Consider the following 23,508-nt stretch of genomic DNA (forward strand, 5'->3'; position numbering starts at 1 on the left):
TTTAACTAGAATAGAGGAGGTTTGAGAAACATGGCCAAGAAAGCACCGGAAATGGAAGAGTATAAATATGGCTTTCGTGATGAGCACAAATCCATTTTCCAAACAGGTAAGGGTCTCACTCCGGAAATCGTAAAGGAAATCTCCAAAATTAAGGATGAGCCAGAATGGATGCTGGAATTTCGTCTGAAAGCACTAAAACAGTTTGAAAAAATGCCTATGCCAAACTGGGGCGGAGATATGAATGAGCTGGATTTCGACGATATCCAGTACTATGTAAGACCTTCCGAAAAGCAAGGGAAAACGTGGGAAGAGGTTCCTACGGAAATTAAGGAAACCTTTGATAAACTGGGAATTCCTGAAGCGGAGCAAAAGTTTTTGGCTGGTGTATCCGCACAGTATGAATCCGAGGTTGTTTACCATAGTATGCAAAAGGAACTGGAAGATCAGGGCGTTATTTTCATGGACACCGATACGGCGCTGCGTGAGCATCCTGAAATTCTGAAAGAGTATTTTGCGACAGTTGTACCTCCTGCGGACAACAAGTTTGCAGCACTGAACAGTGCGGTATGGTCAGGTGGCAGCTTTATCTACGTACCCAAAGGTGTAAAATGTGAGGTTCCATTGCAGGCTTACTTCCGTATTAACTCGGAAAATATGGGACAATTCGAGCGTACGCTCATTATTGCCGACGAAGACAGCTTTGTGCATTACGTAGAAGGCTGTACGGCTCCGATTTATAGCACGAACTCGCTGCATAGCGCCGTGGTAGAAATCATTTGTAAGAAAAATGCGCGCGTTCGTTACACAACGATCCAAAACTGGGCGCCAAACATCTACAACCTGGTGACCAAACGTGCGGTTGCAGAAGAAAATGCAACGATGGAATGGGTCGATGGTAACATCGGTTCCAAGCTGACGATGAAATATCCGGCAGTTGTACTGAAAGGCCGTGGAGCTAAAGGGATGGTCTTGTCCATTGCAGTTGCAGGCAAAGGCCAGCATCAGGATGCAGGGGCAAAAATGATCCACTTGGCACCAGATACGACATCGACGATTGTATCCAAGTCGATCAGTAAGCATGGCGGTAAAGTAACGTATCGCGGACTGGCTTCATTCGGCCGTCAGGCTCAAGGGGCAAAATCGAATATCAAGTGTGATACATTGATTTTGGATAATCAGTCGACCTCGGATACCATTCCTTATAATGAAATCATGAACGACGACATTACGCTGGAGCACGAAGCAACGGTTTCCAAGGTATCGGAGGATCAGCTGTTCTATCTGATGAGCCGTGGCCTGACCGAAGCGGAAGCGACACAAATGATCGTTATGGGCTTTATCGAGCCGTTCACCAAAGAACTGCCGATGGAGTACGCGGTTGAGATGAACCGTTTAATCAAGTTTGAAATGGAAGGTTCCATAGGATAATTCTCGCTTTACGAGGGTTATGTTGGGGCTGAGCCATGATGACGATCAGGCATTGGTCCGTAACATAAAAAAGAGGCTGTCCTTCGTAGGAAAGAACCTACGGATCAAGGACAGTCTCTTTTCATTCGCATAGTCTGTGTAGGAGCAGAACGAATTCGCAGATCAGGATTCCAGATAAATTTCATCAATGGATACATGTCGCTCTCTGGACAAATCTATATATTCATTTTCATTAATTTTCACTAAAGGTCTGAAATAATCAGCAGGATTGTTCAAAATAATGGTTCCTGTCTGACCTGAAGTCAGAAGGACCTGCTTGTTAATAAAGTTCGGAAGCATATGCCGGATGAAGACTTGAGTGGCTTCCGGGTTCAGATGTCCGAAGCTCATGCTGTGCAGCTCGCGCAGTACAGTGAGCAGCTCCTGCTTCGTCTGGTACACACGGTTGGAGATCATAGCGCTATATACGTCCGCAATCGCCGTAATACTAGCGAAAGGATGAATATCTTCCTTGAACAGTCCATGAGGGTATCCGCTTCCATCTTCTCTTTCGTGATGCTGCAAGGCGACGATTGCTGAAATTTCATCACTGGTCGAATTACGAATGATATCAAAGCCATATTGGGAGTGCTTTTTCATTTCCTGAAATTCTTCAGGTGTCAGTTTAGCAGGTTTATTCAGAATCTCATCCGGTATCATGGACTTGCCTATATCGTGTAAATATCCGGCTTTACCTGCGACATAAGCCTCTTCCTCTGTATATCCCAGCCATGTGGCGATGTAATATGAAAGTACACCTACTTGGAGTGAATGATTATACGTATACTGATCTCCCCGTTCCATAATCAACAGCAGAGATACGACATCTTTTTGATGAGTCAGCTCTGAAACGAGGGGGCTGAGCAGCTCATCGACTCGAAATTCATCAAATTTGCCAGTTACGGAAGCTTCGAGAAACATGCTCTCAAAGCCACTGATGGTCTGCTCCATGAGGGGGACGGCTCGTTTGAGGGATTCGGGGGAAGCTGGAACATCGGGGGCAAAGTCAACCGGAATGCTCGCTGAACCGGCATCAATGTCGATATAATCGACACCGTGCATGATAAGCTTGGAGATATCTTCATGCTGAAGCTCGGTGCCCTGAATCATGACAGGTACACCGTGCCCGTTGTATGTATCGGATTTGAGGCGATCTCCCGGCTTGGCATCGGTAACGTGAACTCTCATGCGCTTAACCTCCTTATTGTCATAAATTTGTCGAAAATACGATGCAAAACTAATATATCAAGAATTATATGGGATGACAACGACTAATTTACTATTATTCCTAGCTGTAAAATAGGTCCCAGGAACCCATCTCTTCTCAGAGGCATACGAGGGCATTGTGGCCTTGCTTCTCCCCGTGTCTGTATCTTGAGACAACACAATAGCTAAATCGTCAGTTGTAGCGCACCCCTACCGACATGTACCATAATGGGAAATAACATGGTATGCTTAAACATTAGAAGCAACAGAGTCGATATATAAACTATAGAGGAGGGCGGTTATGGAGATGACGACTCAGCAAACGTTAACCATTTTGCATACCAATGATATACATAGTCATTTTGGCAGTATGCCTTCGATAGCCGCGATGATTAATGAACGAAGAGCCGCATCAGGAGATGGGCTGCTTGTGCTGGATATGGGAGACCACATGGACCGGATGGCCCCCGAAACGGAAGGAACGCTGGGTGGGGCGAATGTGGATGTGATCAATTTGACGGGGTACGATGCGATTACGATTGGTAACAACGAGGGTCTGACTTTTACCCCGGATATTCTTGAACAGGCATATGCGGGAATTCACTGCCCGGTTGTATGCGGCAATATTAGGGAAAGTGCCACAGGGATGAAGCCCTTGTGGATGACGGATGCGCTCGTTTTGGACAAGTCGGGGGTTAAGGTAGGCTTGCTTGGAGTGACGGCTCCTTTCGGCGAGTTCTATCAATTGCTGGGATGGGATGCACTCGATCCGTTTGAGGTATTGGGCGAGCAAATTCCGTCCCTGAGAAAGCAGGTCGATGTGCTGGTTGTGATGTCGCATTTGGGTTTACCTTCGGATAAGAAACTGGCATCGCAGTTTCCGGAGATCGACGTGATTCTTGGAGGCCATACCCATCACGTGCTGGAGGAACCGCTGTGGATCGGGAGCACAGCTCTATGTGGGGCTGGTAAGTATGGAACGCTGCTGGGTGAAGTGACACTAAGCCGCAACAGTATTCATGAGCCGTTTCAGGTTACGTCAGGCGGCGTAGTTCCTGTAGATCATACACTGCTGGACGAAAAGGTGGCATCCGCCATTGTACTGCATCGCAGACAGGCAGAGCGTGCCATGAAGAGTATGGTGGCAGTGACGGATCGGAAACTGGAGATTGCATATGATCGGGAGTCTCCTTTTGGAAATTTGCTGGCACAATCAGTGTCACATTTTACGGGAACCGCTATTTCTCTTGTGAATGCGGGCCAACTGCTTGGCCCTTTACCTCAAGGTGATATCAGCAAAGGAATGCTGCATTCCTTATGCCCTTCGCCGATTAATGCCTGTGTCATGAAGCTGTGGGGAAGAGACATCCGGCTGGCGCTGGAGCAGTCCTTGCTGCCGGAATTTGCCGACAAGAAAATAACGGGATTTGGCTTTAGAGGTAAAGTGCTTGGTACGATGTGTGTGGAAGGTCTGGAGATTCAATATGACCCGGCTCGCGCTCCTTATGATAAAGTGACGGATATACGTGTAGCGGGTCTTTTATTGGAAGAAGACGAGCAATATACGGTAGGCACGTTGGATATGTTCACTTTCAGAGCAGGTTATGAAATGCTTGCGAACGGAACGGAACTCCGATTTATGCTTCCAGAATTTTTGCGGGATTTGATTGAAATGGAGTTGAAGCGTCCGGGCGCGATGGAAGAGTGTTTTGCAGCTAGGTGGCTTCAGGTATCAAAACAATCGGGAGAGGATTAAGCTGCGACTGGTACCTGTTACATTATTGAGAGCCGGCATGAAGCTGGGCAAAAAAATATACAATGAAAATGGAATGGTGCTGCTCTCGGAGGGTGTTGAGCTTACTTCGCGATTGATTGAACGTCTAGGCCAAGTCGGAATTGGATATGTATACATTGAGGATGCGGTGACAGAAGATATCGTAATTCCCGAAATGATCCATGAACAGACGAGGAAGATGGCGCTACAGGAGATCAAGAAGCAGTTTCAGGGCCTGTCATCCTATTCCGTAGATCATAAGCACCAATACTTTGGCAAGTCATTTTACAAGGTGATGGAGTCCATTCTGGACGATATTGGAGGCAGTCAGGACGCCATCATTATGCTGATGGATATCGGGGCGGCAGATCAGGATCTGTATCATCATTCATTGAACGTATGTCTGTATTCGCTTGTACTGGGAATATCCAATGGCTACAATAACAGCCAGCTCATGGAGCTGGGTATAGGTTCACTACTGCACGATATTGGTAAAATGAAAATTTCACCTCAAGTGCTCTATAAGCCGGGCAAATTGACGGACGAGGAATATGAGCACATGAAAATGCACACGGTGATCGGCTACAAGCTGCTTAAAGACGAACCGGGGATTCCCCTGCTGTCAGCTCACTGTGCATTACAGCATCATGAACGTATCGACGGCAGCGGATATCCAAACGGCTGGAAGAAGGACCAAATCCACGAATACGCCAAATGGATCGGTCTGGCAGACTCGTACGACGCGATGACAGCAAGCCGAATATACAAGCAGGCATTGTTGCCCTATGAAGCAATGGAGGTGCTGTATGCCGGTGCGGGCACGCTGTATGAGCAACGGATGCTGGAGGCATTCCGCGATTGTGTAGCTATATACCCGCTGGGGCTCTCCGTGATGCTCAATACAGGGGAAGAAGGGGTTGTGGTGCGCATACACTCCAAAATCCCGCAAAGGCCCGTTATTCGCATTGTGAGGGATCGAGACGGACAGGAACTGAAAGCGCCCTACGATGTGGATCTGTCCGTATCTCTTTCGGTGATGATTACCAATACACTGGGTGCTACGGCTTCCCCTTTTGGAGGAACACATGTGGATTAGCGGATGAAGTGGAAGAAAACATACAGCTACTTTATACATCATGATATGATATTCATACGTCTTTTGAGGTTAATAACAGAAATAAGGTGAAAAATAATGACAGTTCTACAAAACAACACACTTCCACAAATATCGCCAGCGTATGATCCTTGGGACCCGATTGTCTCGCTGCGTACACATGGCCGTCACTTGCTGACAAGTGTGGAAATGACCGTGACGCACCTGTGCAATATGCGCTGTGAGCACTGCGCTGTGGGCGACATGCTTGTTATGAAGGAGGCTCCCTTCCTTCCATTAGATCTGATGCTGAAACGACTGGATGAAGTCGAGCATTTGGAGACGATCAGTATGACAGGCGGAGAACCCGCCTTGCTCGATAAAACGGTGGACGAAGTGATCGTTCCGCTGCTGAAATATGCCAAAGAGCGTGGCATTCGCTCGCAAATCAACTCCAACCTGACATTGGATATCCGTAGATATGAGAAGATGCTTCCATATCTGGATGTCATGCATATATCGTTTAATTATTTGGATGCCGACGATTTTTACGAAGTGGGTTTTGCAAATACCGGACGTCCGACTCCACGTGCGGGGGCTGTTCGCCTTTATGAGAAAATGGTGGAAAACGCCCGCAAGTTGAGCGAAATGGGGATGTTCATTTCTGCCGAATCCATGATTAATTACCGCACACACACGAAGCTGGACGGTATTCATCAGTTAATTAATGAAATGGGATGCCGACGGCATGAGGTTCATCCGATGTATGCATCGAATTTTGCCTCTACCTTGCCTGTCCTTTCTCTCGACGATATGCGCAACTCCATTCATAAGCTGCTGGATGTGCGTAATCAGGATATGTGGATGCTGTTTGGTACGTTGCCGTTCTTTGCCTGCTCGGACCGGGAAGAAGACCGCAAGTTGCTTCGCCGTCTGCGCCAGGAACCGAATATTACGGTGCGTAATGATCCGGACGGAAGAAACCGCGTAAATGTGAATATGTTCACGGGCAGTGTATATGTGACGGATTTCGCAGACATTCCGGCTTTCGGAAATATTCAGGAGCGCGGGCTGGACGATATTTTCGGTGAATGGCTGAATGAGCATCCGTTGAATCAGACCGTGAACTGTCATTGTGATGCCGCTGCCTGCTGCGGACCGAATCTGCTCGTAGCGGATATGTATTACAAGGGAGTCGATTTTAAATCCAGAAAAGCATTACAATTATAGAAATGGGGAGTTCGTATTGGAAGGTCATACCGAGTTTCATTGGGGATTGCTAACAGTGAATCTTCTTTTGGTACTGCTGCTCGTCTTTCTGAATGGTGTATTTGTGGCGGCGGAATTTTCGCTGGTCAAAATGCGCCAATCCCGATTGACGCAGCTCCAAAGTGAGGGGCACCGTATGGCAGGCTATGCACTAAAGGTGAACCAGAAGCTGGATGCTTATCTGTCCGCCACCCAATTAGGCATTACGCTGGCTTCATTGGGCTTGGGCTGGATTGGTGAACCAGCAATATCCGGCTACCTGATCGAGCCACTCATGCACAAACTCGGTGTAACTGACGGTACACTGATTACAACGGTATCCGTTGTCGTCGGATTTTGCGTGATTACCTTTTTGCATATTGTATTGGGTGAGCTGGCTCCAAAGTCTTTGGCGATCCAGAAAACCGAAGGTGTGGCATTGTTTTTATCCGCTCCTTTGCTACTTTTTTACAAGGTATTTCTGCCCGTCATCTGGGTGTTGAATGCCGCGGCGAATTTGTTATTACGGGCGTTTGGCATCCAGCCTGCGAGTGAAGCAGAAGCGGCGCATTCGGAGGAAGAGATTCGTATCTTGATGAATCAGAGCGCCAAAAGCGGTGTTATTGATAAGGACGAAATCAAGCTGATGGACAATATTTTTGATTTTTCCGATTTGCTGGCCCGTGAAATTATGCTTCCTCGTACGGATATGGACTGCTTGTATACGAATTTATCGTTTAAGGAAAATCTGAAAATCATCAGTGATACCAAGCATTCTCGCTACCCGGTAGCGGTTGAGGATAAGGACCAGATTATCGGCTTTGTTCATATTACCGATCTTCTATTGGCTGAGCAGGGCGAGCAACTGGATCTGGCCTCGGTGGTGCGTCCTATTTTGAATGTGCCAGAATCCATGGAAGTGAGTCATGTGCTGCGTCTTATGCAGAAAAAGCATTCCCAGATGACTCTTGTGGTCGATGAGTACGGCGGAACGGCTGGGCTGCTGACAGCGGAGGAAATATTGGAGGAAATCGTCGGGGATCTCTACGATGAATTTGAGGATGAACGTCCGAGCGTGGAGATTAAGGATAATCTCATTTCGGTGGACGGCCGTATGCTCATTGAGGATGTCAATGATCTGACCGGGGTGAACATTGAAGACGACGAAGTGGATTCCATCGGGGGCTGGCTGTTTAAAGAGCTGGAAGGCAGCCCGGTAAAGGGGAAAAAGATTGAGTTTTATAACCTGACCTTTGAGGTGGAGGAAGCGACGAGGCTTCGTATTATGAGAGTGAGGATTCACCGCAAGCCCGACCCTATGATCGAAGATGAACTTTCCACCGATGAGTCCTGATCCATAGATATGGTTAGGGTCGGTTCCGGTATGAAAGCTATTATAGAGTGTAAAAGCAGGAGCCTTTAGATCCACGTTATCGTGGTTGTGAAGGTTCTTTTTTTATCTGTAATTTTTTGTTCGAGACTTGGGCGATGTAGCATATGTTGAATAGTAAAGCAGATGGATCAATCAAAAGGAGGTCCCGGCCCGTGAAATTTCCACAGCAAGGTGAGTTTGCCCCGTTTGTCGGTCCGTTCGATCCGTGCCCGCCCGTTTTGTGCAAAACCTTTGTGCTTCCACCGAACCTGTTTGTACAATTCCAGCCCCCAGGTCTGCCTCAATTCAGTCCAGAAGAGGCGTTGAGGAAGGGAACGTTATGGCCCTTGTTATATAGCCCTTATGGGTCTAGGAGAAACCAGGGGGGAGGCGAGTAAAATGGAGTATCCAAATCAGGGTCAGGCCCAAAACCAGCTTCAGAATCGAAATCAGTATGAGAATCAGCAGCTAAACCATACTGAGGGCTACAATGAGAACGACAGAAACCCATCTCAGGGCTATGCGCCCCAGTGCAAGCCGGTTGATGCACAGTTTTATGCGCTGCTGGAGAAGCTTCAAACGGTGGATTTTGTGTTGGTAGAGCTGAATTTGTATCTCAATACGCACCCGGATGATTTACAGGCTATCGAGCAGTTCAACAAGCTCACACAGGAAAGAACTGCGATTGCCAATGAGTATCAGTTTCTATACGGACCTCTGCAAAATTTTGGCCGTGCTTATTCCAAGTATCCTTGGGAATGGAGCCAATCCCCTTGGCCGTGGCAGGTATAGGCAGGTACAACCTTTTATAAAGGAGGAACATAAATGTGGGTATATGAGAAGAAGCTGCAATATCCCGTACGTGTCAGCAAATGTGATCCTCACATGGCCAAGTTGCTCATGGAGCAGTATGGCGGAGCGGATGGCGAGCTGGCCGCAGCTTTGCGTTATCTGAATCAGCGTTATACAATTCCCGATAAGGTCATCGGTGTACTCAATGATATCGGCACGGAGGAATTTGCGCACCTCGAAATGATTGCGACTATGATTTACAAGCTGACCAAGGATGCGAGTGTAGAGCAAATGAAGGCAGCCGGGCTGGGGGAATATTATGCGGCGCATGATCATGCGCTGTATTACCAGAGTGCGGGCGGAGTTCCTTTTACAGCGACCTATTTTCAAGCCAAGGGCGATCCAATCGCGGATTTGTATGAGGATATTGCGGCAGAGGAAAAGGCGAGAGCTACATATCAGTGGCTGATTGATTTGACAGATGATGTGGATTTGCAGGATAGTCTGAAGTTTTTGCGTGAACGCGAAATCATCCATTCGCTCCGTTTCCACGAGTCTGTGGAAATTTTGAAGGGGGAACGAGACCGGAAGAAAGTATTTTAAGGAAATGGGAAATGGAAACCCTAAGTACTTTTTCCGTTAGAACCGTTTCACGGCGTGTGTATCAATGTAATCCAACGTATGGAAGGGGACGAGGATAAGCTTAATGTAGTGCTTGAGCGTTTATGGCTTCAGATTTTAAGAAAATGAATCGGTAAAATGAAAGGCGCTCCAGTTGGAAGCGCCTTTCGCAGCGTCTATACAGATGAGCAAGCATGGTTATAGGTAACTCATTTGAGAAATGATCTACTGGCAGTAGATGATGGCGCATCTTAATTAAGTCGAATGATGGTCAATGATGCCCCTGTCGCGCCGCCTCCTTCCTCATCCCTGTTGTAGCTGTGCAAAATATTTTTCATTATATAAAATGCTCGGATGAGTCGGATGGTGCAACTGGGACATACGGTGATGCAGCTTTGCTTTATCGATGTCACCAATCCGGTCGTAACACAGACATAATTGCAAGTGCGGAAGCCAGGTGTAATAGGACGAATTGGTTAAGGCCATCGCATCTTGTGGTGGTTCGATCAATGTAGCCTGACTAAACCAATAAATGGCTTGAGTATACTGTTCCGCTTCAATCAACAAATTGCCAAAGGCACAGCAGAACTGGGCGCGTGGTGTGTCCAGACTAAGCGTGCGTAGCAGGGCCATACGTTGCTCCTGTTTTTGACCTTGGTGTCCGTAACAATCCGCAAGCTTAAAGCAAGCAGCAATCCGGTCCTCAATCCATCCCTGATTCAGACTTAAATAGTGCTCGTACTGCTGTATGGCTTCTACCGTCCGTCCGTTGTCATACAGTTCATTAGCAAAGTAGTAGTGATCTCGTTCAGAAAATACGGTGCCCTGCTCCCGGTGCTTGAGGTATATGTGCAAATTTCGATCGGTGTAAGCGCGTGTTTTTTTATGGGTCACCGCCATATTGCTGTGAAAGGTGCTTCCTATCACATTCAGGAATTCGTGTACAAAACCGATCCATCTATAATTACGGTCCCGGCGGACAATCCGGTTTCTTTTGAGCTTATGCAGCGGCTGTCCCTGTCCATCCACGGATAGTACATAATCCATTGTAATGCTGTCATATGAGAGGGTGGCTTGCTTTTTCCAGTCGAGAAATGCCCGTCGGTCTTGCTCTTCCAGTATGTCGTCGGCATCCAGCCAAAATTGATAGTCCTGTGTTGCCTGATCAAATGCATAGTTGCGAGCTGCGGAAAAATCATCGCACCATTCAAAATCGTATATCCGGGCATCGAACGATGCAGCCACCTCTTGAGTGCGGTCGGTAGAGCCAGTATCGACGATAATTATTTCATCCACCAGATCATGGACTGATTTCAGGCAGGTATGAAGTGCTTCTTCTTCATTTTTGACAATCATACATAAGCTGACGGTTACCATGCTCTTTGTCCCTCCCAAAAAACTTGGTATAGTCTCCATTTTATTAGGATAGCTTGCTCATTATGTAGCAATTTAGGTTGAACGAGTGAAGGTATGGAGATGATCATAAATTGGGCAACGCTCTAATAGATTAGAAAATCAAAGTCTGATGCAAGGGGGGGAGGCATGAGCCGGCCGTTCATTTCACTGTGTATGATTGTAAAAAATGAGGCGGAACGGATCGAAGCTTGCTTGCAAAGTGCCAGGGATGTTGTGGATGAGATAACGACAGCTCTTGAAAGGCGATGCAGGCAAGCAGTGTATTGATGTTGTTTTCATCGATATTTCCAGGTGTAAGTCCATTCATATCACGCTCGCTCCCTTATCGCTTCATCGCAATTATCGTATGCGTCAGAGCAAGCAGGAGGAACGGTTATGAGGCTTCCGCCTGATGGGAGGCGTCGACTCATGCGTATATTAATCGGTAGCCCGGTGCAGCAGAAGCCTGAAATATTAGCTTTATTTCTTCAAGCTTTGGAGCGGCTGGAAGCACCCGATGTGCTACCGGATTATTTGTTCGTCGATGATAATGACAATCCAGCTTCAAGCCAATGGCTGGCCGATTTTGCGGACCGGCTTCCGGGGCGTGTTTTGCCCCCGCTGTCAGGCTTGCAGCAATATGAGAACCGAAGTGATGAACATACCCATTATTGGCCGCCTTCTCTCGTTTGGAAAGTGGCCGGGTTCAAAAATCGCCTCATTGAGTACGCGCTTCAGCATCATTACGACGCACTATTTTTGGTCGATTCAGACCTGATCCTCCATTCCCGCACCTTATGCAGACTGGTCGAGACGGAGAAGGATATCGTATCTGAGATATTCTGGACACGCTGGCAGCCCGATGGGGCGTTATTGCCTCAAGTGTGGGTCAGTGATGAATACAATCTGTTTCATTGCGAAGAAGGTGAAGTGCTATCGGCAGAAGAGCGGGCACATCGCGAGCTACATTTTATACATCAGTTGCATGTTCCCGGTTTGTACGAGGTAGGCGGTTTGGGTGCTTGTACCTTAATCCGCAGAAGGGCGCTGGAAGTCGGAATTCATTTTGGTAAAATCCCGAACGTTTCTTTTTGGGGAGAGGATCGACATTTTTGCATCCGGGCGGCGGCGTACGGGTTTCCGCTTTTTGTAGATACGCACTATCCGGCCATGCATTTGTACCGGGAAGCGGACCGCATCAAGGCTGAACAACTGCTACTGACCCTGAATGGAATTACGCAGGGCGCTGCTAATACGGACGACCAAGAAATTTCAGTCACTCCCAAAACTTCAGATATTTCAGAAAATTATCCATCCTGCACTTCCTCTACGTCGCCTGAAATGACCATTCCACGGGATCACCGCGAGTCTGCCGTCCTTGCAAAGCATGCTACGGATTCTTTTGTCGTGCCACCAGCTTTCTCTGGTCCACGACATAGTGAGCTTCATGCTCCGCCTGCCTCCAAGCCCAAACTGACGCTGAGCATGACGATATGCAATGAGGCAGATCGCAAGCTCGGCGAAGTGCTCCAAAGTCATCGGGAATATATTGATGAAGCAGTCATTATTGATGATGGCAGCAGTGATGATAGTGGTGAATTGTGCCGAGACCTGCTAAAGGGGATTCCACTGCGTTTAATCCGTAATGAAAGGGCCTCCTTTGCGAATGAAGTGGAGCTGCGGAAGCAGCAGTGGAGAGAGACGCTGGCATCTTCCCCGGAATGGATTTTAAACATGGATGCTGACGAAGTGTTCGAATCCCGATTTGCCCAAGGTGTGCATGCTCTATTAGCCGGAACGAAAGCCGATACTATTTGTTTCAGGCTGTTTGATATGTGGTCTCCCACGCATTACCGCGATGATGATTACTGGCAGGCTCATCGTTACTACCGCCCTTTTTTGACTCGGTTTCGGGATGACTTTCCTTATCAATGGAAGGAGCAATATCTGCACTGTGGGAGATTTCCCGATAATGTGCTTGAGCTTCCGAGTGAGATTAGCGACTATCGTATCCAGCACTGGGGCTGGTATACACCAGCTATTCGCACCGCCAAATACGAGCGTTATCTACAGTTGGACCCGGATGCCCGTTATGGGTGGAAGGAACAATATGAGTCCATATTGGACCCGACTCCCCGGCTCAGTCTTTGGATAGACCCAGACCGGGAGGGTGTAAAAAATAAACATGAGGCTGAATCTGAAGACACTAGCAGTGTAAATTCCGATGTGAATACGGGCACGAATATCCAAGATGCGATTGCCGAGGATACCAATCCTGCTAATCCTGCGAATCCCGTCAACAAGAATGCTGTCGCTAAGATTGCTGGTGTCCATGCTGTTATTGGCTCCCATACGCTTACCAAAGGCGAAATAGAAGACGCGCTTTATGGAAAAGGGAAGGGGGAAGGACAGGGCATGGCATGCAAGCTGTGTGGCTCGTCCAATACGGCGGTGTTTCACCGGTATGAACATTTTACATTGATAGGATGTGGCTCATGTGGGCTTATTTTTCGCAATGATATTGATCGTATACAGCCTGAGAATATGATCGCAGATATCTATAACGTCAAATGGGTCGCCATGCGCGATGGTGCAGCCGCCTCAACCTACGGGGATCATGCTCTTTTCGGACTCATGCTGCTGGATATGTTCAGTCCCGGAAAAGGAAAATTACTGGAAATTGGATCAGGTACCGGAGAATTTATTCATGCTGCCCTTCAGAGTGGATGGAATGCTGTAGGCATTGAGCCTTCCATAGACTCGCGCGCATATGCCAAATACAAATATGACGTGGATCTACTACCGGGCTACTGGAATGGCGATATAGAGACAGAAACGGAAACAGAAGAAGAAGCGGCGAATGAAGCGCCAGAAACAGAGGGAGATACTGCCTTATCACTGGATCACGAATATGAGGCTGTTGCATGCTGGCATGTGCTGGAGCATATTGCAGACCCGGTGGCATTTTTAACAGATTTACGCGAGCAGCTTCAACCGGATGGAACGCTGTACATTACAGTACCCAACAAAAACTCGTTTACAAATGAGGCTTACGGTGTTCACTCTCCTTTATTTACCGAGGAAGATCATTTGTATCATTATTCAGAGCACACGCTGACACGTTTGCTGGCGAAGTCCGGTCTGCGTCCGGTGGCCCTGTTCACCCGTCAGCTTCCTTCCGATCTGGACGCCTTGATACAGGCGCATCCTTTGTATGGAGAGCTTACTTTCACGGAGCGGATGGGGTTGTTGGCCAAACTTCAAGGCGAGAAACGTGGTCATGAGCTATGCTGCGTGGCAAGGGCGATCTGAGCTGGCTGAGGGGGATATACGGTCTGAACCCATATCGTTTCACCTTTCATTCAAAAGGAGGCTATACCCATGAATGCTGCTGATCCGTACCTCTCCCGCTTTTTCGTACATTCCGATCCCAATACCTCCAGCCTGATCTACAGGCTGCCCCAAAGCTGGTGGAGCCGTCCTTATGAGTATGAGTGGTGTCTGCACTTTATGTCCAGGCAGGATACGGTGCTTGACGCGGCATGTGGTATTCCGCATCCGTTCAAGTTTGAGCTGGCCCGCCGTTGCGCTCAGGCCTATGCCTGCGATCTGGATATGAGGATCGTTTCCGTGGATGCCATATTGGCCGAGGTGCGTCGGGATATCGGAGAGGAGGCTGCCGAGCGTATCCAGGAAATTTTACCAGTTCGTCTTTACTCCGCGCATGCTAATCTAACCGCCTTGCCTTATGAGACGGCCAGTTTTGACAAAATTGTATGTATATCAGTGCTGGAGCATCTAACCCCTGATGACTCGTTAGCTACCCTGCGTGAATTTCACCGGACTTTACGAGATGACGGAATGCTTCTGCTGACGTTTGATTACCCTACGGTTAATCTGTTCGCGATGGAGCAATGGATAGGTCAGGCGGGGTTTTCGTACTGGAGCGACGTTGATCTTAATCTTCCGCCGGATGCTTTGCACACAGATTCGTGGGGCGGTTTGCATTGTTTCAGGGCTGTTTTGAAAAAATACAAGAGCTAACGGTATGCGCAATGAGGTTTACACGGACCTCTCTTATTGCTTATCATGAGAGGGGTCGGAACTGTAAACCTACATAGGAAAGGAATGACTGACAACTACATGAACAATGCACCTGTGTTGAAGAAACCTGAGGCTATGGTATTTGATATGGATGGTACACTTTTTCAGACGGAGACGCTGCTGCTTCCTGCGTACCACAAGCTGTTTGATACGCTGCGCGCCGAAGGTCTATTTGAAGGGGAGACGCCTCCAGAGGAACTTATTTTGAATAGTTTGGGTATGCTGCTGGACGAAATCTGGAGAAGAGTGATGCCGGAAGCCAGCGAAGCTGCCCACAGAAGAGCGGACGAGCTGCTGCTCCAGTTGGAGCTCGAGGGATTGAAGAACGGAAGTCATGCCCTGTATCCACATGTAAAAGAAACGCTCCAAACCCTCCATGAACAGGGTGTAAGATTGTTCGTAGCCAGTAACGGGCTGGAGGATTATGTGAAAGGGATAGCGGCTGCATATGAAATGGTCCCGATTTTTGAAGGACTGTATAGCGCTGGTGAATACAGCACACTATCCAAAGTGAATTTGCTGGAGATTTTGTTGAGTAAGCATGGAATTTCCAATGTATGGATGGTAGGCGACCGATCTTCCGATGTGGAGGCAGGCAAAAAGAATGGACAAACGGTCATTGGCTGCGCCTATGCTGGATTTGGCATAAACGACGAGTTGAAGGGTTCCGATGCGATTATTACGGACTTCACGCAGCTGCTCACATTGTATAAAAACGCAAAGTAACCATTAAGGCATATCAGACATATCACAAAACAAAGGAAGGCGGCCACTTTTACGCGGAGCCTTCCTTTGCCTTATTCTCTGTTTTGCTCTCTGTGTTGTGATCCGTTAGAGGTTTTGGATTAATTTGTGTGTTATAGACCCATAATGCGTATTCCATGGGCTTGGCGATAGAGCGGCGATAGGTTTCTTTTTCACCAATACGTGCAAATACCTCACGTGCTGGCTTCGGATTGACCTCCAGTACGTAAATGTGACCGTCCTTGTTGATCGCCAAATCGAGCGCAAGCTCGCATAATGCCCCGTAGCTTTCCTCCAGATAAGCTGCGATATCCAGCCCGAGCTTTTCCCCTTGCTTGGTGATCTTCTCTCTCTGATCTTCATTACGAATCCATTGTGTCAGCAGTTGATTCATCGGTACCGCCTTGCCTCCGCCATGCAGGTTGGAAGTGACGCTGCGATGTGCCCCGATCCGTCCTGCGCATCCAGTTAACTCCCATGTCCCCTGGCCATTTTTTTGCACCAGCATGCGATAATCATGAACCCTGCCATTCGGCAGTTGCACAGGAATACCTTCCTGAACAATGTAATTGTCCATGTTCCAACTGCTCAGGCGCGGCTCCAGACGGTCCAGACGTACCCGCTGCTGAGGAATAATACGACGTTTGCGATTGCGGCCCTCGATCAGATACAGGCCCCCTTGCTTGTTAACAGGCTCAATGCGCAGAATACCACGCCCCCCCGTACCGTTAATCGGCTTGAGGTAGACCAGTGAATTTCTTTTGAGCATCCGCTTTACACTATGGAATCCTACGAACGGCTCCGTATCGGGCAGATGGGGTCGAAAGGCGGCCCTTCTCGCAAGCTGCTGATGAATGGCCCATTTGTTACTCAGCGGTCGGTTTAAATATACGAGATCCGTATATTGCACCCGAAATCGCTTCAACTGCTGATACCGCTCACTGCGCTGTACTCGGCAACGATCGAAAATCATATCCGGGAATTTACGCCATTTCAGGGTCCATTTTCCGCTTTGTGGATCATAGATTTGGGCAAGAAGCAGCCTGTGATCCTTATGGACATCTGCAGGAGTGAATACATACATATCCAGTCCCAGTCTGTTCCCTTCTGCAATCATGCGCTCATATATGTCGCGCTCCTCCAATTGCTTCTTGTTGTTCAAATACAAGGTCATGATGCCTAGGACAGGTTTTGGCACAGCATTCCACCTTCCTCTGCCGTCTGCTCATCTTCGGATAACTCCCCGCGAAATATTAGCGTGGGCTTTCCGGTCGGTCCAGTCGTCATTTCATGCGCAATAAGTCCAGCGCGAAAGCAGGTTTTGAGACTGGCCATATTGTCGGCGGCCACGCTGCACGTCAGGCGGCGCAGCTGTTTGAGCTGGGCGGACAGCAGTCTAGCGCCCAGCCTGCGGCCCCGGTAAAGCGGACGAACGATCACGATGCACGCATCCTCACCGTAATTCAGAGCGAGGCAAAATCCCGCAATCCGCAACCCTTGCCCCGTGCGCAGATAAGCGCACAGGAGGGAGGAGCCAGGTGATTTTAATTGCTCCGGCGTTAAAACGGCCAGCTGCCGCAAGGCATTGCGGGTAATGCGCATGCCGCCCGAGCTGCGGGCCAGAAATAGCAGCTGCCGTCGTCTCAGCAGCCAGCCCCGGGCAGGCAAATGTTGAACATCGCTAATTTGCGGCATGATTCCACTTCCTTGACTCATAATTTCATTCGTCCAGCCAAATAGGAGCTGTACTGGAATATGCGTCTCAACGATTTTTGACGAATTTCTGGCTCGTCGAATTTCATCGGTTTGGCGTTGGCTTCAAAAAACCAGACGATTCCGAGCGAATCTACGCCCAAATCCATGGACATTTCGCCGTGGGAAAGACCGGAGCCTCGTTCAATTTGGCGTGCAATCTGTATGGCCGTACTTTTAATCTTGTTCAACAGATCCTTACTGTCCTCAGGTCCAAACAGCGCAGATAGCAGCTTGAACGGGTCTTCCACACTTCCGCCGCGCGGAACATGCGTTGTAATGCTCCCCTTACCCGCCAGTCTGGCACCGACTCCTGTAGTGCTCCAAGAGCCGTGGGTGTTTTTTTGCACCAGGATACGCAAGTCGAAGGACTTTTTCTGATAGGTTGCCAGCTCGATGCCCTGCTGAATGATATAGGGTGAAGCGCCAGCTTCCCGGCGAATACGCTCCCACAGTCGGGACAACGATACAGATCGGTACGTTACACTTTTTTTGTCATGCTGAATCGTCAGCCTGTAAGCCATGAGATGGTCCGGTCGGTATTTGAGAATCATTATCCCTTTTCCGGCCTTGCCGTTCTCTGGCTTGAGATACAGGTATGGATAGACAGACAGCATTTTGCCCAAGGAAGACAGGTTGCTTAAGCGTTTGGTCGCTGGTACGAACTGACGAGTGGATTCCGAAGCACGGAGCCATTTGAACAGCTCCCATTTGTTGAAAAAGCCCGGATTATACAGTTCAATGCCAGAGGCATGAGAAATTTCATTCAGCTTTGTGCGAACAGAAGTTTTAAGCTCATAGTTGCGGTTCGGGATGCGATTATAAATGATTTGCGGTAGTGGAAAATCTTGTTCCTCCCACGTCTGTAAGGTTTTGTTGAAAATATAGCCCCTGACTGTCTCCGATGTCAGCTTCAGGTCCCTGACGGTTACAATGTACACCTGATAGCCCATCCGCGTCCCCATTTCAAGAATATCCCTGAAATTGCGCCGATTTCCCTTGAAAAATTGTCCTTCGTCATGCACAGTCAATACGGCAACGACTGGTTTGTACTCCGCCGGGGTATTCATAGCTCCTCTTTTCTGCGGAATTTACTGAGGTAAAGACAGTGGTCCAAAATATGCTCCACGGATGCTTTACCCTCCGCACGCAACGATGGATGCTGAAAAATGGACCGCCCGGGCTTGGAATTGGCTTCGAACATCCATACCTTTTCCTGTTGGTCAATGCCCAGATCGAAGCCGATTTCACCCAGCAGGTGCTGGTGATGGTACTCGATGGCTTCTGCGAGTGTAATCGCTGCGTTCTTGGCACGCTGAAGCACCTCGCCCGCTCGGTCTCCGAATACCCGGTTCAGCGCCTGCTCGGGTGTCATGAGGGAGCCGCCGTTTTTAATATGGGTCGTGACACTGCCGCGTCCGGATTTTTTGGCTCCAATTCCGACGACGACCCACTGGTTGTCGCCGTTCTTGTGCATATGGAATCGGAAATCGATCGGGCAATTGTCAATCTCAATGAGTTGGATACCCTGCTGAATGACGTAGCCCTTTAACGTCTGACCCTGATTGGAGTGGAGCATACGTAACATAGAGTTAAAAGAGTTGAAGCGCAGCAATACATTGCTTTTTTTCTTACGGTACCTTACATAATAACCTTGCTTGGGAACATGGGAGAGACGGTAAATTCCTTTACCGAGACTACCTCCGCTTGGTTTGTAATAAGCAAATTGATGACGCTCCAGCATACCTCGGATACGTTCAGAGCTGGGATTCGTATACGATTCGGGGACATAACGGTTAACATCCGGATTGTTTTCCAGCAGATGATAGATATCCGATTTGTTGAAGAAGCTCCAGTTGAAGAAGGGAATCCTTTTGCGGGAAAAGCGTTCGCGCAGCTGATTGATCGCCGGGGAAAAATCAGAGCGACGGCTCGGCAGCCGATTGTAAATCACGTCTGGTAAAGGTACGATTTTACGTGAAAATACCCCGCTTGATGACAGGAAATAGCCGTTAATTGTATCGTTTTGCCAGTTGATATCCCGAGGGGTGAAGGCAAAAATATAAGATTTATTGCTGCCTTCCTTCAGCAGTTGCTTAATGAAGCCCGTGCGTGAGCCAAAAGGGCGGGTGGTGGAGGTGGTGCCGTCAGACAGCACACCAATCAACGGCCCGAGCTGTATATCTCCGTCCAGATTCCGCAAATAGATGGACCCGCTTTTAGGAACACGGATGGCATTACGCAAGCCTGAGGTAAGGTACAGATGGCGTCCCGCCTTCTGAATCGGTTTTATCGTGGTGGGAATCTGATCCTTACCGAGCCGCAGACGAATGGACTTGGTTCCGGATAATTTAAGACTTTTCAACAAGGCAGTGGATAAATACGCCACCTTGTCGGGCTGCTGTGAGAAATGCACATTGCAATGCGTTAAACTCATCTGTTTATCCTCCTATACCATATGTTCAAGGGAGGTGTCTGCGCCCTTTGACCCTGTCACTTTGGAATGGGTCATTAAATATCGAGCATATTCGAGTGGGCGGTTGACTGACCGGAAAGCGCACTTTGGCTGACGGGTCTGGAAAAAGGAGGCCCGACCCGGCCGGGAATTAACCTCTAATAGCCAAATGTTCCCACTCCGGTCAATACCATAATCAATCCCCAGCTCGCCAAGGCGGCCATATCGTTCCTCCAGCGCCCCGGTAATGGTCAGGGACAGCGCCATCATCTGCCCAATGATGAGACGCGTGCTGTCCGCGCCATATTGTTCACGAAGGTAAGGTTCTGCCGGATGGGCTGCGCCCCCTCCGTGCAGATTGGAAGTCAGGGTTCCTTTCCTGCCTTCTCTCACGGCAAAGCCCGTCAGACGCCAGCAACCCTTTCCATCCTTTTGCATGAGCGCGCGGACATCAAAGGGATGACCGCTTTGGCTCGTTAGTTTCAAATAAGGCTGCACGATATAGGAGCGTCTGCCTGCAATCCCGTCGACCCATGACAATCCGGCATCCAGCTCGGAAAACAAGCGCCGGAACGGACGGTTTCGGGAGTTTCTGCCCTGCACGAGCAGTCCGGTGTCTCCATCCGATAGCCGGAGATACAGCGTGCCCTTGCCGTGCGTTCCGGCCTGGGGCTTCATAAATAGCGCCGAATGGCGGTGCAGCCATTCCACAAGCTGAGCCGTGTCTCGGTAAGGCGCCGTAGGTGGCACAAAGGGACGCACTTCATCTATCGTGTGCAGCGCACGGTACACTTGCCATTTGCCGGGCAAGTTACGCGACCAGTAGATGAGCTTGCGTGATCCCTGCTCTGCCATGTGCTGCAGTGCGTGCCCGGCGTTTCGGCTCCCGTGGGCATGGAAACAGCGGTTATACACAATATCCGGCAGGGGGAAGCGGCCGGATGTCCATACTCCGTCGCGATAGGCATAACCTCGTATGGAGTGATCTTCGGGCGAAATACCTTCGGCGGTAAACGCCATTACGTTAAGGCCGGAGCGCCTGCCTAACAGACTTAGCCTGCGGCAAAATTCTGCTTCGGTAATCGGGGGAATCGCCGCCTGATTCCGGCTGACGAGCACACCCAGTGTGTCTGGTACGACAAGAGACACTAATAACAGCCTCCTTTGGCAGCAGAATTCCGTAAGAGACGGATTCATTTGAATCCGGCCGAAAAACAGCAATATTCAATCATTTTTTTCACGGACGGTCGAGTTTTCTGATCATTTAACGGCGTATTGTCATTTTTCGACGGCTTGGAGTTGACCTCCAGCATCCAAATATGCCCCGTGTTGTCAATCGCCAGATCAATGCCAAATTCCGCAAAATGGGCAGGGATCGCCTTCTCAACTCCGTTTGCAATTTCGAGCGCGGCTTTCTTAAGATGGGTCTGGCCGTTCGACTTGGTTAAGGCAGGCAGCGTGGTTTTGGCCAAGGCCTCCTTGACTGTGCTCAGCGTGCCACCTCGCGCCAGATTGGACACAAAATGGCTGCCCCCGGCAATCCGGGCGACGATGGAGGTCACGGTCCATGCGCCAGATGCGTTTTTCTGCACAAGCGCACGAAAGTCAACCGGACGCTTGCCGTGATCAATCAGGGTAAGGCCCTGCTGGAGCTGGAAGCGCGTCGTTTTCATTTTTCCTGCCATACCTTTGTACAGCTTCTCGATCGTGGCATACGTTTGCTTTCGTGGTGCACCGGCGGTGGTGGACAGCACGGAAAAGGTGCCATCGGCTTGCTTTGTAATGCGCATAATGCCTTTGCCCAGACTTCCCCGCACAGGCTTGAGAAAAACAGTGGGGTACTGGTTGCACATTTTTTTGAAGACCGCGAAGGTTTGCAGCAAATGGGACTCGGGTAAATACTTGCGCAGGGATGAATTGGATTTAAGCGCATCGAACACTTCATTTTTATCCAGAAACTTTTCATTGAAAATAGCTGTGCCATACTGCGATTTTACTTCTTTCATAAAATGCTGTACGCTAGTTCTGTTCTCGAGTTTACGAGAGGTAAGCCGGTTATTGACGACATCCCCGGCGGGCATGACCGTCTTTTTCCAGCCTCCGTCATAGACCCATCCCTGAACGCGTCCGGGCTGACTTCCGATATGCTCCGGGGTGAAAAAATACACATATGCTCCTTGTCTGCGGCATTCCCCGATCAGTTCACGGCAGAACAGGGTGATCGACCCGAAAGGCTTGTCGAGCTGTTCGGGATAGTCCCGACTGACCAGCACGCTAATAAGTGGGCCCACTCGAAGTGTCCGGCGTCCTCGGCTGTAGCTTACTCGCAGCTCGCAATTGGAATTAAGTCCCATTTTCCGGGCCAGCACGCTTCCCACACGCAGGCCTCTGTAACGGGGTACCGAAATGACGGTAACCTGCTGGTGGAACGAACCGAAGGCGAGCTGTACAGGGTGGCCTTCGGATATTTTCCATTTGCGAAGCAAGGACTCGCCGACCATGAGTACGTCATCCTGCAAGATGCCCGATCCGATGATTTGAATCCTTGTTTTTTTGATGGACATCGTGGATCTCCTTCCGGGCAGCAACTTGATGTCTTAAAAGTAACGGGAAACGTGAAGGGGCTGTAATAGCACTGATTCATCATATGAGGACATATATCCCTTGGTGATTGACGGACAATGTGAAATGTTTGCACGATTATTTGAATTGGAGGAAATAACGAATATGAATATCTATGACAAAGCCCATGATTTGGCAAAAGCGTTGAAGGAAAGCAAAGAGGTGGAGGAAATTACGTCAGCGATGAAGCTGATTGAAACCGACCCGGAAGCCAAGAAAATGCTCGACGATTTCCGTGAGCGCCAAATGGAAGTACAACAGCGGATGATGAGCGGTGATATGCCGGCACAAGAAGAGATGGAAAAAATGGAAAAGCTGTTTGAGGTGCTTAGCCTGAACCTGAATATCCGCCGCCTGTTCGACGCCGAACGCCGCCTGAGTGTGATCATTGAGGATGTCAACAAAATTATCGCAGACAGCCTTCAGCATTTGTACGGTTCGTCTCTGTAAGTTTGTCTCATATTCCTTCCTGCCCTCTCATAGACTAGATACATAGAGTCACAGGGAGAGGAAGGGATAGTATTGGGTACTTTTAAAAAATGGAAACACGGCTTGTACACACTGATTGCGCTGGCTATGGTGCTTACCGCGCTGCCGCGCATCTCGCTTACGGGCGGATTGAACTGGGTCAACGGCTTCGGTATCGTATGGGTATTGTTTGCGCTGCTTGTCATCGGAGCGAATCTGCACTTTCTGCTTGGCGTGGATGAGGAAAAGCGGAAAACGCTGGAGCGTGTGCGGCGGGCCAAAATGAAGCAGTGGCAGATGAAATGGGATAAAGAAGCTGATAAAGGCAGCACGCTATAAAAAGTTTCCTCCCGGCTTGTCATGAGCATGCTCTGATGCTGCCGATCCGTGATAGT

22 protein-coding genes are annotated in these 23,508 nt (G+C 49.0%); 14 read left to right on the plus strand and 8 right to left on the minus strand.

The genetic code is table 11. The features are described from left to right. Positions 1 to 30: 30 nt before the first annotated feature. The gene (gene sufB, locus HPL003_RS15705; RefSeq protein WP_014280669.1) at positions 31 to 1,428 is read left to right on the plus strand and encodes a Fe-S cluster assembly protein SufB; all 1,398 of its coding nucleotides are present in this window, start codon (positions 31 to 33) and stop codon (positions 1,426 to 1,428) included. 162 nt (positions 1,429 to 1,590) lie between these two features. Here sufB and HPL003_RS15710 read toward each other — a convergent pair whose 3' ends face one another. Continuing rightward, positions 1,591 to 2,655 (minus strand): HD-GYP domain-containing protein, encoded by a 1,065-nt coding sequence (locus HPL003_RS15710; protein ID WP_014280670.1) that lies wholly within the window; start codon positions 2,653 to 2,655, stop codon positions 1,591 to 1,593. A gap of 319 nt (positions 2,656 to 2,974) precedes the next feature. Between HPL003_RS15710 and HPL003_RS15715 the strand changes: the two genes are divergently transcribed. The 7 genes from HPL003_RS15715 (at position 2,975) to HPL003_RS15745 (ending at position 9,555) form a co-directional block, all read left to right on the plus strand. Then, the gene (locus tag HPL003_RS15715) at positions 2,975 to 4,429 is read left to right on the plus strand and encodes a bifunctional metallophosphatase/5'-nucleotidase (protein WP_014280671.1); all 1,455 of its coding nucleotides are present in this window, start codon (positions 2,975 to 2,977) and stop codon (positions 4,427 to 4,429) included. Continuing rightward, positions 4,383 to 5,543 (plus strand): HD-GYP domain-containing protein, encoded by a 1,161-nt coding sequence (locus tag HPL003_RS15720; protein ID WP_014280672.1) that lies wholly within the window; start codon positions 4,383 to 4,385, stop codon positions 5,541 to 5,543. The genes HPL003_RS15715 and HPL003_RS15720 overlap by 47 nt, the downstream gene beginning before the upstream one ends. A gap of 96 nt (positions 5,544 to 5,639) precedes the next feature. Beyond that, positions 5,640 to 6,770, plus strand: coding sequence for a radical SAM/CxCxxxxC motif protein YfkAB (gene yfkAB / locus HPL003_RS15725; protein ID WP_014280673.1), 1,131 nt, complete (start codon positions 5,640 to 5,642; stop codon positions 6,768 to 6,770). A gap of 16 nt (positions 6,771 to 6,786) precedes the next feature. Next, positions 6,787 to 8,142 (plus strand): hemolysin family protein, encoded by a 1,356-nt coding sequence (locus tag HPL003_RS15730; RefSeq protein ID WP_014280674.1) that lies wholly within the window; start codon positions 6,787 to 6,789, stop codon positions 8,140 to 8,142. Between the two features lie 191 nt (positions 8,143 to 8,333). Continuing rightward, entirely contained in the window at positions 8,334 to 8,558 is a 225-nt protein-coding gene (locus tag HPL003_RS15735) for a spore coat associated protein CotJA (RefSeq protein WP_014280675.1), read from the plus strand. Between the two features lies 1 nt (position 8,559). Then, the gene (locus tag HPL003_RS29805; protein WP_014280676.1) at positions 8,560 to 8,952 is read left to right on the plus strand and encodes a spore coat protein CotJB; all 393 of its coding nucleotides are present in this window, start codon (positions 8,560 to 8,562) and stop codon (positions 8,950 to 8,952) included. 33 nt (positions 8,953 to 8,985) lie between these two features. Next, a complete protein-coding gene (locus HPL003_RS15745; RefSeq protein ID WP_013309567.1) occupies positions 8,986 to 9,555 on the plus strand; it encodes a manganese catalase family protein in 570 nt (189 codons plus the stop codon). A 321-nt stretch (positions 9,556 to 9,876) separates the two neighbouring features. Here HPL003_RS15745 and HPL003_RS15750 read toward each other — a convergent pair whose 3' ends face one another. Beyond that, on the minus strand, positions 9,877 to 10,950 hold the full coding sequence (locus HPL003_RS15750) for a glycosyltransferase family 2 protein (RefSeq protein WP_014280677.1): 1,074 nt from the start codon (positions 10,948 to 10,950) through the stop codon (positions 9,877 to 9,879). Between the two features lie 165 nt (positions 10,951 to 11,115). Here HPL003_RS15750 and HPL003_RS28895 point away from each other — a divergent pair, with 165 nt between their 5' ends. The 4 genes from HPL003_RS28895 to HPL003_RS15765 all read left to right on the plus strand — a co-directional run bounded on the left by HPL003_RS28895 (position 11,116) and on the right by HPL003_RS15765 (position 15,798). Beyond that, complete coding sequence (locus tag HPL003_RS28895; RefSeq protein ID WP_158308739.1) at positions 11,116 to 11,256, plus strand: hypothetical protein; 141 nt, start codon at positions 11,116 to 11,118, stop codon at positions 11,254 to 11,256. A 141-nt stretch (positions 11,257 to 11,397) separates the two neighbouring features. Next, positions 11,398 to 14,280, plus strand: coding sequence for a methyltransferase domain-containing protein (locus tag HPL003_RS15755; RefSeq protein ID WP_014280679.1), 2,883 nt, complete (start codon positions 11,398 to 11,400; stop codon positions 14,278 to 14,280). Positions 14,281 to 14,349: 69 nt separating this feature from the next. Beyond that, positions 14,350 to 15,012 carry a class I SAM-dependent methyltransferase gene (locus HPL003_RS15760; RefSeq protein WP_014280680.1) on the plus strand — a complete coding sequence of 221 codons (663 nt, stop codon included), beginning with the start codon at positions 14,350 to 14,352 and terminating at the stop codon, positions 15,010 to 15,012. Positions 15,013 to 15,096: 84 nt separating this feature from the next. Continuing rightward, on the plus strand, positions 15,097 to 15,798 hold the full coding sequence (locus tag HPL003_RS15765) for an HAD family hydrolase (RefSeq protein ID WP_081473723.1): 702 nt from the start codon (positions 15,097 to 15,099) through the stop codon (positions 15,796 to 15,798). A gap of 49 nt (positions 15,799 to 15,847) precedes the next feature. Here the strand turns inward: HPL003_RS15765 and HPL003_RS15770 are convergent, their stop codons facing one another. From HPL003_RS15770 to HPL003_RS15795, 6 genes are read right to left on the minus strand one after another with little or no spacing between them, the layout of a single operon-like run. Next, positions 15,848 to 17,014 carry a YheC/YheD family endospore coat-associated protein gene (locus tag HPL003_RS15770; protein ID WP_014280682.1) on the minus strand — a complete coding sequence of 389 codons (1,167 nt, stop codon included), beginning with the start codon at positions 17,012 to 17,014 and terminating at the stop codon, positions 15,848 to 15,850. Then, entirely contained in the window at positions 16,996 to 17,532 is a 537-nt protein-coding gene (locus HPL003_RS15775) for a GNAT family N-acetyltransferase (protein ID WP_238533383.1), read from the minus strand. The genes HPL003_RS15770 and HPL003_RS15775 overlap by 19 nt, the downstream gene beginning before the upstream one ends. Beyond that, positions 17,529 to 18,638, minus strand: a complete 1,110-nt coding sequence (locus HPL003_RS15780) for a YheC/YheD family endospore coat-associated protein (protein ID WP_014280684.1) — start codon at positions 18,636 to 18,638, stop codon at positions 17,529 to 17,531. The genes HPL003_RS15775 and HPL003_RS15780 overlap by 4 nt, the downstream gene beginning before the upstream one ends. Then, positions 18,635 to 20,005, minus strand: coding sequence for a YheC/YheD family endospore coat-associated protein (locus tag HPL003_RS15785; protein ID WP_043922412.1), 1,371 nt, complete (start codon positions 20,003 to 20,005; stop codon positions 18,635 to 18,637). Before HPL003_RS15785 ends, HPL003_RS15780 begins: the two co-directional genes overlap by 4 nt. Positions 20,006 to 20,017: 12 nt before the next feature. After that, positions 20,018 to 21,172: a YheC/YheD family endospore coat-associated protein gene (locus tag HPL003_RS15790; RefSeq protein WP_014280686.1), complete on the minus strand. Its 1,155-nt coding sequence runs from the start codon at positions 21,170 to 21,172 to the stop codon at positions 20,018 to 20,020. Positions 21,173 to 21,216: 44 nt separating this feature from the next. Further along, positions 21,217 to 22,587 (minus strand): YheC/YheD family endospore coat-associated protein, encoded by a 1,371-nt coding sequence (locus HPL003_RS15795; protein WP_014280687.1) that lies wholly within the window; start codon positions 22,585 to 22,587, stop codon positions 21,217 to 21,219. Positions 22,588 to 22,750: 163 nt separating this feature from the next. Between HPL003_RS15795 and HPL003_RS15800 the strand changes: the two genes are divergently transcribed. Both HPL003_RS15800 and HPL003_RS15805 read left to right on the plus strand, forming a co-directional pair. After that, positions 22,751 to 23,095 (plus strand): YlbF/YmcA family competence regulator, encoded by a 345-nt coding sequence (locus HPL003_RS15800; protein ID WP_025685398.1) that lies wholly within the window; start codon positions 22,751 to 22,753, stop codon positions 23,093 to 23,095. Positions 23,096 to 23,167: 72 nt separating this feature from the next. Further along, on the plus strand, positions 23,168 to 23,452 hold the full coding sequence (locus HPL003_RS15805; protein ID WP_014280689.1) for a hypothetical protein: 285 nt from the start codon (positions 23,168 to 23,170) through the stop codon (positions 23,450 to 23,452). Positions 23,453 to 23,508 lie beyond the last annotated feature (56 nt).

The organism is Paenibacillus terrae HPL-003 (assembly GCF_000235585.1).
Taxonomy (GTDB): Bacteria; Bacillota; Bacilli; order Paenibacillales; family Paenibacillaceae; genus Paenibacillus; species Paenibacillus terrae_B.